The sequence below is a fragment of the Frankia sp. ACN1ag genome (assembly GCF_001414035.1).
Taxonomy (GTDB): domain Bacteria; phylum Actinomycetota; class Actinomycetes; order Frankiales; family Frankiaceae; genus Frankia; species Frankia torreyi.
Window position 1 is genome coordinate 177,450 of sequence record NZ_LJPA01000009.1, and the last position, 12,564, is coordinate 190,013.

Annotated in this window: 8 protein-coding genes and 7 pseudogenes; 9 read left to right on the forward strand and 6 right to left on the reverse strand. The window is 74.6% G+C overall.

Annotated features, from left to right (window positions below):
- Position 1: 1 nt before the first annotated feature.
- The 9 genes and pseudogenes from UK82_RS37080 to UK82_RS10450 all read left to right on the forward strand — a co-directional run.
- Positions 2-263: pseudogene (locus UK82_RS37080) on the forward strand (AAA family ATPase); the annotation flags it as partial.
- A gap of 1 nt (position 264) precedes the next feature.
- Positions 265-747 (forward strand): annotated as a pseudogene (locus tag UK82_RS37085) (AAA family ATPase); the annotation flags it as partial.
- A 159-nt stretch (positions 748-906) separates the two neighbouring features.
- Positions 907-1,013, forward strand: a pseudogene (locus UK82_RS37090) (TIGR03667 family PPOX class F420-dependent oxidoreductase); the annotation flags it as partial.
- A gap of 1 nt (position 1,014) precedes the next feature.
- Positions 1,015-1,117, forward strand: a pseudogene (locus tag UK82_RS37095) (TIGR03667 family PPOX class F420-dependent oxidoreductase); the annotation flags it as partial.
- 1 nt (position 1,118) lies between these two features.
- Positions 1,119-1,338 (forward strand): annotated as a pseudogene (locus UK82_RS37100) (TIGR03667 family PPOX class F420-dependent oxidoreductase); the annotation flags it as partial.
- Positions 1,339-1,397: 59 nt separating this feature from the next.
- Positions 1,398-2,408 (forward strand): pseudouridine-5'-phosphate glycosidase, encoded by a 1,011-nt coding sequence (locus tag UK82_RS10435; protein ID WP_044883959.1) that lies wholly within the window; start codon positions 1,398-1,400, stop codon positions 2,406-2,408.
- A 150-nt stretch (positions 2,409-2,558) separates the two neighbouring features.
- Positions 2,559-4,784 carry an MMPL family transporter gene (locus UK82_RS10440; RefSeq protein ID WP_044883960.1) on the forward strand — a complete coding sequence of 742 codons (2,226 nt, stop codon included), beginning with the start codon at positions 2,559-2,561 and terminating at the stop codon, positions 4,782-4,784.
- A gap of 119 nt (positions 4,785-4,903) precedes the next feature.
- On the forward strand, positions 4,904-5,389 hold the full coding sequence (locus tag UK82_RS10445; RefSeq protein ID WP_044883961.1) for a PH domain-containing protein: 486 nt from the start codon (positions 4,904-4,906) through the stop codon (positions 5,387-5,389).
- Complete coding sequence (locus tag UK82_RS10450) at positions 5,386-6,798, forward strand: PH domain-containing protein (protein WP_055406993.1); 1,413 nt, start codon at positions 5,386-5,388, stop codon at positions 6,796-6,798. The genes UK82_RS10445 and UK82_RS10450 overlap by 4 nt, the downstream gene beginning before the upstream one ends.
- 69 nt (positions 6,799-6,867) lie before the next feature.
- On the opposite strand, the pseudogene UK82_RS37105 reads toward UK82_RS10450, so the two are convergent.
- The 6 genes and pseudogenes from UK82_RS37105 to UK82_RS10475 form a co-directional block, all read right to left on the reverse strand.
- A pseudogene (locus UK82_RS37105) lies at positions 6,868-7,365 on the reverse strand (nucleotidyltransferase); the annotation flags it as partial.
- A gap of 1 nt (position 7,366) precedes the next feature.
- A pseudogene (locus tag UK82_RS37110) lies at positions 7,367-7,941 on the reverse strand (nucleotidyltransferase); the annotation flags it as partial.
- Between the two features lie 437 nt (positions 7,942-8,378).
- Complete coding sequence (locus UK82_RS10460; RefSeq protein ID WP_044883963.1) at positions 8,379-8,948, reverse strand: hypothetical protein; 570 nt, start codon at positions 8,946-8,948, stop codon at positions 8,379-8,381.
- Entirely contained in the window at positions 8,941-10,230 is a 1,290-nt protein-coding gene (locus tag UK82_RS10465; RefSeq protein ID WP_044883964.1) for an NAD(P)-dependent oxidoreductase, read from the reverse strand. Before UK82_RS10465 ends, UK82_RS10460 begins: the two co-directional genes overlap by 8 nt.
- Before the next feature lie 262 nt (positions 10,231-10,492).
- On the reverse strand, positions 10,493-11,287 hold the full coding sequence (locus UK82_RS10470; RefSeq protein ID WP_044883965.1) for a CAP domain-containing protein: 795 nt from the start codon (positions 11,285-11,287) through the stop codon (positions 10,493-10,495).
- Between the two features lie 264 nt (positions 11,288-11,551).
- The gene (locus UK82_RS10475; RefSeq protein ID WP_044883966.1) at positions 11,552-12,289 is read right to left on the reverse strand and encodes a DedA family protein; all 738 of its coding nucleotides are present in this window, start codon (positions 12,287-12,289) and stop codon (positions 11,552-11,554) included.
- Between the last annotated feature and the right edge of the window lie 275 nt (positions 12,290-12,564).

Consider the following 12,564-nt stretch of genomic DNA (forward strand, 5'->3'; position numbering starts at 1 on the left):
NCCGACTTCCTGTTCGACGACGAACGGGCGGTCGTGCGCATCGACATGAGCGAGTACGCCGAGAAGCACTCGGTCGCCCGGCTGATCGGGGCCCCGCCCGGTTACATCGGGTTCGAGTCCGGTGGACAGCTCACCGAGGCGATCCGCCGGCGGCCCTACAGCGTCATCCTGCTCGACGAGGTCGAGAAGGCCCACCCCGACGTCTTCGACGTGCTGCTGCAGGTCCTCGACGACGGGCGGCTGACCGACGGTCAGGGGCGCACNGTCGACTTCCGCAACGCGATCCTCATCCTGACCTCGAACCTCGGCTCGCAGTTCATCGCCGATCCGACCCTGAGCCCGCAGGTGCGGCGCGAATCGGTGATGGTCGCGGTGCGGGATGCCTTCAAGCCGGAGTTCCTCAACCGGCTCGACGACGTCCTCGTCTTCGACCAGCTCGGCCGGGAGGACCTGGCCCGCATCGTCGATCTCCAGCTCGACCGGCTGCGGGCGCGGCTGCAGGAGCGGCGGATCGGCCTCGAGGTCACCGACACCGCCAAGGGATGGCTGTCCGACGTCGGTTACGACCCGGTGTTCGGGGCGCGGCCGCTGCGGCGCCTCGTCCAGACGGCGATCGGCGACCAGCTCGCCCGGGAACTGCTCGCAGGGCAGGTCCGCGACGGCGACGACGTGCTCGTCGACGCCGTGCCCGGCGGCTCCGGACTGATCGTCTCCGGCACGGTCAAGCCGCCCGCCAAGGCACTGTAAGGGCGGCCGGCGTGGCCCGCGGCCGGATCCGGGCGCGACGCACTCTGCGGTGCGCCCGGACCGGCGGCGGCCCGGTCACATGAGCCCGTCGGGAGGTTACGGTAAGCAGTGGTCGATCGCCGAGTACTGGCGGATCCGCGCCGAGGGTGGGAGCCGACGATGTCCGTACTTCCCGATCCCGACACCGCGTTCGGGGCGAAGGTCGCTCGGCGGCTGGGCGAGGACCGGATCGCCTGGCTGACGTCGACCGACCGGTCCGGCACCCCNCAGCCGGCGCCGATCTGGTTTCTGTGGGACTTCGCCACCGACAGCGCCCAGCTCTACAGCGAACCCACCGCCCGGCGACTGAGCCGGATCCAGACGAATCCGCNCAGCTCCCTGCACCTCGACGACGACGGCCGCGGCGGTGACTTCGTCGTGCTCACCGGCGTGCTCACCACCGACCCGGATGCCCCGCCCGCGGATCGGAACCCGGGGTACCTCGCCAAGTACAGCGACTGGGCGAAGAACGTGTTCGGTTCGGTCGAGCGGTTCGCGACGCTGTACAGCGTGCCGCTGCGGTTTCGGGTCGAGCGGACCCGCGGGCAGTGAGCCGCGGGTAGTGCAATGAGACGCCGATCGGGTGGGGCGTCGGGACGTAGGGTCGGCGCATGACGGGCAGATCGAACATCGTCGTCTCGGCAACCGTGCGGAACGCCCTGGCCGCCGGGGCGCCGGTGGTCGCGCTGGAGTCGACGTTGATCGCGCACGGGCTGCCCCGGCCCCGCAACCGCGAGGTCGCCGTGGAGCTGGAGGAGCTGGCGCGCGAACGGGGAGCGACCCCCGCGACGGTCGCGGTGATCGACGGCGTGCCCCGGGTCGGCCTGGACGAGCCGGATCTGCACCGCATCGCCGACGACGCCGACGTCGTCAAGTTGTCCGTGCGTGACCTACCGGTCGCCTGCGCGACGGGGTGGACCGGGGCGACGACGGTGGCGTCCACCGCTCTACTCGCGGCCCGCGTGGGGATTCGGCTGTTCGCCACCGGCGGCCTTGGCGGGGTGCACCGCGGTGCCGGAGACAGCTTCGACGAATCCGCCGACCTGGTGACCCTCGCGGCCACACCGATCACCGTCGTGAGCGCCGGAGTCAAGTCGATCCTCGACATCGGCGCGACCCTCGAACGGCTCGAGACGTTGGGCATCACCGTCGTCGGCTATCGGACGTCGACCTTCCCCGGCTTCTACCTGCCGCACACCACCTACGACCTGGACTGGCGGGTCGGCGACGCCGGTCAGGTCGCCGCGACGATGACCGCGGCGGACATGCTGGGCCTCACCTCGGCGATCGTCGTGGCCAACCCGCTGCCCACCGACCAGGCCCTCGACCCGGCCCTGCACGACCGGGTGCTGGCCGACGCCCTGGCCTGGGCCGAGGACCGCGGCATCCGCGGTAAGGCCGTCACCCCGTTCCTCCTGGAGACCTTCCACCGGGAGACCGGCGGAGCGAGCCTCGAGGTCAACATCAACGCCGTGCGGAACAACGTCGCCGTCGCGGCGGACATCGCCCTCGCCTGGTCCGCCACGGACCGGTCCGCCACGGACCGGTCCACCGCAGACCCGGTCACCGCAGACCCGGCCCCCACAGACCCGGCCCCCGTAGCGCGAGCGCATCGGCCGTAGCCGGCAGCCGGGCCGCGGAGCTGCGACGATTCCGTCAGGGCCGCGACGCCGGGCGAGCCAGGGGATCGCGACAGCACCACGGTCGTCATCATCCGGCGCCGCCTGCCGGTGGACGGGGCGCAGCACTGCCGAGGAGGGGGCTGGCGGGTCGTGTCGTGGGTGATCGGACGCCGCTCGGCCTGGCTGGTCATCGTCCTCTGGCTCGCGGTCGGGGGGGCGGCCAGCCCGATCGCGTTCCGCCTCGCCGACGCCCAGAAGAACAACGCGGCCGCGTTCCTCCCGGCGGACGCCGAGTCGACCCGCCTGCTCGCGGCGCAGCGCCACTTCCCCGGCCAGGACGCCGTACCGGCCGTCGTCGTCATGACCAGGCCGGCGGGCCTGACCCCGGCAGACCGGTCCGCCGCCACCGCCATCGGTGGGGCGCTGCGTCCCTTCGCCGCCGGGCCGATCCTCGGGCCCATCGTCTCCCCCGACGGCCGCTCGCTGATCCTCACCGTCCCCCTTGCCCAGCTCGACGACGCCGCCCGGTTCACGGACAACGTCCGCGAGATGCGCCGGATCGCCGCCCGGATCGCCCCCGCCGGGACCGAGACCGCGATCACCGGGCCGGCGGGCCTGGTAGCCGACGCCTTCCAGATGTTCAGGACGATCGAGAGCCGGCTTCTCATCGTCACCGCGGGGATCGTCGCCGTGATTCTGCTGATGGTCTACCGCAGCCCGCTGCTGTGGCTGGTCCCCCTGGTGTCGGTGGGCATCGCCGACCAGACCGCGGCCGGGATCGTCAGCCTGCTCGCCCGGCACGGCGGGCTGACCGTCAACGGGCAGAGTTCGGGCATCCTGCGGGTGCTCGTCTTCGGGGCCGGCACGGACTACGCCCTGCTGCTCATCGCCCGCTATCGGGAGGAACTCACCCGCCACCGGGATCCGCGCCGCGCCATGCGCGAGGCGATGCGGCACGCCGGCCCCGCGATCCTGGCCTCCGCCGGCACCGTCGTCATCGGGATGCTCTGCCTGCTGTTCGGGGTGCTGGCCTCCGACCGCGGGCTCGGGCCGGTCGGCGCGATCGGCATCGCGACCGCCCTGGTGACGATGACCACTCTGCTGCCGGCGGCGATGGTGCTCTGCGGACGCCGGCTGTTCTGGCCGTTGATCCCCCGATTCGGGGAGCATCCCCCCGTCACCGACACGGCCCGACGGGGGCCGGCGGCGCGGGCCGCCCACGACAACGCGCTGGCCGCGCCCACCGCCCCCGGCCACGAGGATCTCAGCGAGTTCGACCTCGCCGAGGAGCCGGGACGCTGGGTCAGGATCGGCGAGGCGATCGACCGGCACCCGCGGGCGGTGTGGGTGGGAACCTCGCTGGCGCTGGGCATGCTCATCGTCGGCCTGCTGACGATGGACACGTCGCTGCGGCAGGACGAGGGCTTCCGGCACCGGGTGGAGTCGGTGCGCGGCATCGAGCTGATCTCCGCGGACTTCCCGCCGGGCGTCGCGGCGCCGACGTACGTCATCGCCGCCGAACGGGCGGCGCCCCAGGTCAGTGCCGTGATCCGGGCGACGCGGGGGGTGGCGGGGGTGGCCGAGGTCGGCCGCGCGGGCGACCGGGTGCAGTTCCTCGTCGTCCTGAGCGACCAGCCGGACAGCCCGGAGTCGTTCGACGCCGTGCGCGAGCTGCGATCCCGGGTGCACCGGGTGCCGGGCGCGGGCGCGCTGGTCGGGGGGAACACGGCGGTGAACCTCGACGTGCGGCACGCGGCGGCGCGGGACCGCCAGGTGATCATCCCACTGGTCCTCACGGTCGTGCTCGTGGTGCTGATGTTCCTGCTCCGCGCGATCGTCGCCCCGCTGGTGCTCATGGCGACGGTCGTGCTGTCCTACCTCGCCGCGCTCGGCGGGAGCGCGGTCGCCTACCACTGGATCTTCGACTTTCCCGGCGCCGACCCCTCGCTGCCGCTGCTGGCGTTCATCTTCCTGGTCGCGCTCGGCGTGGATTACAACATCTTCCTGATGACCCGGGTCCGCGAGGAGGCCGGGCGGATCGGCCCCCGGCCCGGCGTGCTGCACGCGCTGGCCGTCACCGGCGGCGTCATCACGTCCGCGGGCGTCGTACTCGCCGCCACCTTCTCCGCTCTGATCATCTTTCCGCTCGTCCAGCTCGTCGAGGTCGGCTTCGTGGTCGCGTTCGGCGTCCTGCTCGACACCCTGGTCGTGCGGTCGATCCTCGTGCCCGCGTTGACGCTGGACATCGGCCGGCGCATCTGGTGGCCCAGCCGGTTGGCTCGCCCGGACGACACCGCCGGCGACACGCCCCCGGCGGCCTCCCCCAGCGCGCCGGCACCCCCGCCGCGCCCGCGGACACCGCGCCATCCCGTCTAGGCTCGCGGACGCCCACGGCCGCCCGAACGGGGCGAGATCCGCGCCGGACACCCGGACGGCCGCGATCCACTCGTCCCATTCCGGTCGGACGTATCCGGGGCGCGACTTATCGTTGCGGCATGCCCGACGCTCTCCTGCCGGATCCCGAACAGTGGCGGGTCCTGCCGCCGGAGCTGCGACGGCTGCGACGGACGCTGCTGGTCCTCGGGGCCGTTCCGGCGTTGGCGCTCACGCTGCTGATCTCGCTCTCGGTCGGCGGCTGGCCCTGGGTCCTGCTCACCGCCGCCCCGCTGCTGGCGGCCGCCGCGGCCTGGCGATCCATCGGCGTGGGCTGGCGGGCCTGGCGCTACGCCGAGCGGGAGGACGATCTGCTGATCAGCCGGGGTGTGCTGGTGCGGCGCCTGGTCGTCGTGCCGTACGGACGGATGCAGCTCGTCGACGTCAGCGCCGGGCCGCTCGCCCGGCGCTTCGGCATCGCCAAGGTGCAACTGCACACCGCGGCGGCGGCCAGCGACGCCGTCATCCCGGGGCTGCCCCCGCGGGAGGCCGCCCGGCTGCGCGACGCCCTCACGGAACGTGGCGAAGCCCGGTCGGCCGGGCTGTGACCCCCGAGCGGGAGATCACCGAACGAGGGGCTGCCGAGCGGGGGGTTGCCGAGCGGGGGGTTGCCAAGATCGACGGCCTCTTTTCGGACGCCTCCCCGGCGGGCGCGCCGATGGCCGCGCCGGACGGGTTCCACCGGCTGCATCCCCTCACGCCATTCCTGCGGGGCTGGGTGATCGTCGCCGCGTTCGCCGCGAGCGTCGGGCGCAACCTCGCCGAGGATGTCACCGCCCGGGCCATCGGCCTCACCCTGATCTTCCTGATCCCGGCGGCCGGCACCTACGGCTACTGCGCCTGGCGGTTCACCCGGTACCGGGTCGAACGCGACGGCCTGCGGCTGGACACCGGTCTGCTGGTCCGGCGCACCCGCTACGTCCGGCTGGACCGGCTGCAGTCGGTGGACATCGTCCAACCGCTGCTCGCCCGGATGATCGGGTTGGCCATCCTGCGCCTCGATCTGGCGGGCCGGGAGCACCGGGAACGGTCCGACTCGGACGGCGGCGACTCCGGGTCCGACCTGCGGTACCTGTCGATCGGGCATGCCCACCGGCTGCGCGCCGAACTGCTCGCCACCGCGGCCGGGCTCGCCCCCGACGTCGGCGAGGCGCCGTTCCATCCGCTCGCCGAGGTGCTGCCGAGGCGGCTGATCGCGGCGATCGCCCTGTCGCCCGCACCGTGGGCGGCGCTGTTCGGGGCGGCGGCGATCGCCACGCCGTCGCTGCTCACCGGCACCCGCGCCGGCGTCCTGGGCGCGCTCCCGCTGCTCGGCTGGCTCTGGCACACCACCTTCCGGATCTTCGCCGCCGGCTACCCGTACGCCGTGTCCGAGTCGCCGGACGGGCTGCGCATCGACAGCGGGTTGCTCGAGCGCGCTCACGCCACCGTCCCGCCGGGGCGGGTCCAGGCGATCAGTATCGGGGAGCCGTTGCTGTGGCGCCCGAGCGGCTGGGTGACCATCCGGATGAACGTGGCCGGCGGCGGTCCGTCGGTCCTGCTTCCGGTCGCCCGCCGGGACGAGGCGCTGGAGCTGATCGGCAAGCTGCTACCCGGGGTGGATGTGGCCGCGGTGGAGCTGGCCCGCCCGCCGCGACGGGCCGCGCTGCTCGCCCCGATTCACTGGCGGGTGCTGTCCTGCGGCGCCGACGACGTGGTCTTCGTCGCGCGTCACGGGCTGCTGCGCCGGTACACCGATCTGATCCCGCACGGCAAGGTGCAGAGCATCCGTCTGGTGGCGAACCCGCTGGCCCGGGTGCTGCGCCTCGCCGACGTGCACCTGGACACCACCGGCGGACCGGTGCGGGTGCGGGCCGGCCTGCGCGACCGGGCCGAGGCGCTGCGGATCGTCGCCGCCCAGGCCGAGCGGTCCCGGCTGGGGCGCCGCGCGGCCGTGCCGGACCGGTGGATGACCTGACGCCTCGCCAGCCAGAACCCGGCCCCGCGGACAACCGGTGACGGACCTGGGAACGACGGCCGGGGCGGGTCAGCCGAAGGTCGGGAACTCCGGGCCGAACACCGAGCCCCAGAGGGCCACGGCCTCCTCGTGGTCCCCGGCCTGCTCCGCGTCGACCGCCTTCGCCGAGTAGATCCGGGCGAGCCGGATGGTCTCCGCGAGCGCGTCGACGTCCTCGGGGCGCAGGTAGGCGGACAGGTCACCGCCGACGTCCGCCGGATCCGCCGCGACCAGGCCGACCTCGTCCATGTGGCGGAAGACCTCGGCCAGTCCCTGCCGGGTGTTGAGCCCGCGACCGACGAGGACCTGCCCGGCAAGCGCCTCGATGTGGAACGAGCGCAGGTGGCTGCCGCACACCCGGTTCCATGCCTTGAGCAGGCGCACCGCCGAGATCACCCGGGGGCCGAGGTCCGCGGTCCAGCTCGTGTGCCGCTCCGGGCGGGTCGGCAGCCAGCCGCCGACCCGGTCGGGCATGACGTAGCCGGCCCGGGGGTGATCGAACGCCGGGACGAGGTGCACGTCCGGCGGNGAGTCGTAGACGATGCGCAGCGCCTGGCCGCGGCTGCCGATCGTCTGGATCCGCTCGCCGCCGATCGCGTTGCGCACGCAGAGCACCAGATCGCGCGAGTCCCAGCGGAACCGCTTCCACGCGCTGTTCGCGGCGGAGAAGACGGCGAAGATGTCGACCTCGTCCAGCGGCTGGATCATGGTGTCCCGCCCGGCCGAGCCGATCGTCGCGACGCCGACCAGCGGCAGTGCGCACCGGGGCGGGAAGATCGCCCGCAGCGCCCGCTCCGCCTCGTCCCGCCGGGCGGCGATCACGGCCTTGTCCTCGGCGCTGAGCCGGATCAGGTCATCCAGCTTGGCGAAGGCCCGCGCGGTGGTCCCGACGAGCAGGGGACCGGTCATCGCCCCGGTCGTCGGATTGATCGGCGGCGGAACCTGCTGGCCCGACGCGCCGCCATCGGGTGGAAACAACGCGTTGGGCGCGCCCGGCGTGGACTCGTTGGACCGCCGCCAGTGCGACGGAATGATCAGGTGGTCGTAGGTGACCTCCCCCGGCCGGACTCCGGCCGGTGTCCCCCGAGGGGTATCCACGCTCATGCTGCTGACCTCCCAGGCGCAGGTAGCGCCGAACCGTTCGGGCTCCCCTCCCCGGACGCGAGACGGACCTCCCACGGACCGCCCCGGACGCCCCGCCCTCACTCAGCCCGTCGGCCAACGGTCGCGACATCGCTTTACATGGTGCCCCAGGGCATCACGGTCTGAACAGGGGGCTGNCACCGCGGCGTGTCCACCGCTCGCCCTCTGCCGCCGAAATTACGAGAAGACGGTTGTCGCCCGGCTGACAGGAGGCCACTGTCACGGCAACGCCGACACAACATTGCACAGGCCCATCCATCAACGCTGGGCAGGCACTTTCGGTCCGGCGACCAGGAAACGGGCCGGTCCGGGCGCGGGGAACGCCGGGACGGCCGCGGTGACACCGTGCCGGCGGGCACCCAACCGGGCCACGTGACGGTGCGTGACGTCGAGGGTGATCAGCCCGTCGGCGGACGCAGCCAGATCCGCCACCAGTCGGCTATCAGAACGGGGGTGGGCACGAACGAGGTCGCCTGCCCCAGGCGCTTTCCGATCCCGTCACCGCGGCGGATCCTCGTCTCCACCAGGGCGCCGCGGTACTCGAACCAGCCGGCGACCGCGCGGACGGCCTCGGTCGCATAGCCCTCGCGCCGGCAGCCGAGCACTATCGACACCCCGACCACGGCGCGCCGGCCGTGGGTGTCCGCGGCGACCAGGCCGACGGCCGCCGGCCCCGACCTTCGCCGCAGCACCCAGGTCAGCACCGACCGCCCGGCGCCGGCCCGGCGGCGCAGCTCGCGGCGCAGCGACCCGGCCGGGTCGAGGGGATCCGGGGCGGCGGCGTGCGGATCCGTGCCGACGATCCCGCCGTAGGGGCCGACCCCGTCCCCGCCGCGCCCGCCGGACCGGGCGACCACCGCCGTGAACGCCAACGCCGGCGCGAGCTCCTCGGCGACGTAGCCGGCGTTCCAGACCGTCAGCGGCAGGGCGAGCAGCCGGGGGGTGGTGAGGGTGGGGCCTTCACCCACGGCGGGACGGTTCCCGAACGCCGAGCAGGCCCCGTTCCCGCAGCCACGACTCGGTGCGGCCCATGCCGTCGGCGAGTGGCACGGCGGGCGACCAGCCGGCCAGGCTGCCGATCCGGGTAATGGAGAAGCCGGCGTCCCGGGTCAGTTCGCGCACGCCGAGCGCGCCGAGGTCCACCCGGGCGCGCGGGTCGACGCCGGCCACGAGCCGCGCGCCGAGGCCGCGGACCAGGGCTCCGGCGGGGCGGCCCGACACGGGCGGCGGGGTGGCGACGCCGGGCGGGTCCGGCGTCGCGGTCCTGGCGGGCGCCGACTCCGCCGCGGCCGGCACACCGCCGGCTGGCACACCGCTGGCTGGCACACCGCCCGCCGACGCCGGCGACCTCGGGGCCGCCAGCCCCGCGCCGAGTGCCCGCACCCGGTCCCACGCGTCCACGGCCCCGAGCAGCCGGCCCGGCACGGACCGCGGCGAGGGCAGGTCCAGCATCCGGCTGTAGTACCCGAAGAACTCGGCGGCGCTGACCTGCTCGCCCCCGGTGACGTGCAGCACCTCGCCGGCGACCGCGGCGCGGTCCGCGGCGGCGACCGCCATCACCGCCGCGACCACGTCGTCGACGTGGACCGGGCTGAGGACCCCGCGGCCGCCGTCCACCAGCACGAACCGGCCGGCCCGCATGAGCAGCACCGGCCACAGCGTCCAGCGCCCCGCGCGGGGACCGTAGGCGTCGCCGATGCGCACCACGGTGGCACCGAGCCCGTGCGCCGCGGCCGAACCCACCGCCTGCTCGGCGGCGGCGAGCGCGTCGGCCCGCACGTCGCCGGTGAGGCCGACCGGGGCGGTCTCGTCCACCAGCGGCCCGCCCACCAGGCCGGCCTCGGCCCGTTCGCCGTCGCGCGGCGCCACCCGCGACAACACGTCCACGCAGGACAGGTGCAGGAAACGCGCGACCCCGGCGCGCCCGGCCGCGTCGAGCAGGGCGGCGGTACCGCCGAGCGTCACCCGCCGGACCTCGGCGCCGGGAACCCGCAGCGGTGCCCCGGCGCGCCCCGGGCGCACCGGGGTGAGTTCCGCGACGCCGCCGGTCCCCACTGCGGCGGCGTGGATGACCAGGTCGGCGCCGTCGAGCGCCCGCTCCCACTCACCCGGCCGGCTGATGTCGGCCTGCACCACGCCGGGCGCGCGCCGGACATCCAGCGCGACGACGTCGGCGCCCTGCCCGCGCAGGGCATGCGCAAGCGCTCCGCCCAGAAACCCGGCCGCGCCGGTGACCACCGCCCGAACCACGGCCCACTCCTCCTACCCGGGTCACCCACGCCCGGGTCACCCGCGTCGACGGTCCTGTCGCGATCGCCGCGGTCCGCTCCGCCGGCCGTGCCGCCCTCGCTGCCGTCGGCGACGACGTCCCGACCCTACGGGATCGATCGGCCCGCAGCGGCGGACCATCGGCGCGAGTCGACCCGGCCGGCCGGCCCCCTCCACGCCCGAAACCGGAATCCGCCGGTGCCGGGGGCGGGCGCCGCCTCTCGGGCCGGACCGGCCGATCGCGTCAGGGGCCCGTTTCGGGGGTCGCGAAGTCCTGCGTCCAGTAGTAGCCGTAGGTCCCGCCCGTCGCGAGGCCGACGCCGATCCGCGTCAGCGAGCAGGTGAGGATGTTCGACCGGTGCTCGGGGCTGTCCATCCAGTCCCGGACGACCTCGGCGGCGCTGCGCTGTCCGGCGGCGATGTTCTCCGCGGCGACGGAGTAGTCGAAGCCTGCCGCCGCCATCCGGTCGAAGGGGCTGCGGCCGTCGGGGCTGTCGTGGCGAAAGTAGCCGGACACTGCCATGTCGACGCTGTGCGCCCGGGCCGCCGCCGTCAGCACCGGATCGGCCACCAGGTCCGCGCAGCCCGCCGCCCGCCGTGCCCGGTTCGTGGCCGCGATCACGTCGGCGATCAGGCGGGCCCGGGCGGGCGGCTGGCCGGGCGCGGCCAGACCGGCGGCGCCCGCGGCGGCCGGTCCCGACGCACCCGGGCCGGGCCGCTGCGCCGACGGCGACCCCGCGGCGCCACCGATGGGCGCCGCCAGCGCTCGGGCCGGCGTGCGCGCCGCGGTGACGGTGCCCGGCCCGGCCTGGCCTGTGGCTGCGCCCGCGGCCGCGCCAGCGGGGTTCCCCGTGGACGACCGCTCGGCCGCCGACGTCGCGCCGGCCACACGGAGGGCGAGTCCCCCGGTAGCCGCGCCGGCACGGCCGGTGACCCACAGCGCGAGCGCGAGCGTGGCCAGGAGAACGCCCGCCGCCGCGCCGTACGCGGGCAGCACCGGGCGCCGGGGCGCCCGGTGGCGATTACGCGTGCGCTGCATCGGACCCTTCGCTCGGTCGGCCCCCCCGACCTCGTGCCTGGATCGATCAAGGCTAGCTAGGCGTAGTCAGGAACTACCATCATCAACGCCCATTGCCTACCCGATGTGATCTGGTAGCGATGTGGTGGAGATTACCCGCCGGATCGATCAGGGCAGCGGCCCGGCCACCGGGGGCACGAAGGGACAACGCCGACGTCCTCCGGCGGCGAATCGCGGCGAACGGTCGAAGACCTGTGGCGAAGACCTGTGGCGGAGACCCGCCGGTCACCGGTCCCGATCGGTCGCCGAGGCGGCCGAGGGATCCGGTTCCGCCGTCGGCACCGGTGCCGGTGCCGGTACCGAACCGTCATCCGGGTGGGGGTCGTCACGCACCGGCCCCCGGTCGGCGGTGGCCTCGGGGACCGACTGCCCGTGGGTGGTCCGGCCCCGGGCGGTGCGGCGGCGCAGCAACTCGCCCCCGACCCCCGCCAGGACGGAGGCGACCACCACCACCAGCGCGAGCCAGCCCGTGGCGTCGCGCAGGCCAGGAATGGCGGAAGCCGCGTAGCCCAGCAGGATCAGCCCGGTCCCCCACACCACCGCGCCGGACACTACGGCGACGAGGAACCGGTGCCACGGCATGGCCACGGCCCCGGCCAGGACCGGGGCGAACGTCCGCGCCCACGGGACGAACCGGGCGGCCACGAGGGTGACTGCCCCGAACCGCCGGTAGAACTCCTCCGTCCGGGCCAGGGCCGGGGCGTAGCGGCGCTCCAGGAAGGGCCGGCCCAGCCGGTGCCCGGTGTAGTAGCCCGCGGCGGCGCCGGCGCTGGCCGCGAGGGCGACTCCCACGCACAGGACATAGATGGAGACGTCCGCGCCGGCGTCCGCGGCGACCAGGCCGGCCGCGAACAGGATCGTGTCCCCGGGAAGCCAGAACCCGATCAGGATCCCGCTCTCGGTGAAAATCATCGCGAACAGGACGATGTACAGCGTCGTCCCGGACAGGCTGCCGACGTCCACGTGACCAGTGTGCCGGGCGGGCCCGGCCGGGTGGCGGGCGCGTCGCCGCGGTCGGCGTCCCGGGCCTGCCGACGGACCACACCCGTCCGGGCCATCCCCTCCCCTGCCCCTGGTCGCGACGCCCGGCGAGCCTCGGCGTCCCGCCGAACAGGCAATGCGCACCGGCGCCGCGTCGGTGACCGACTTTGTCCCGGCGACGTCGGCCGCATCCGACCACCCCGACGGGGCGAGCCGTCATACCCTTCGCCCACCAACAGTCCAACGGCGGTCTGCCG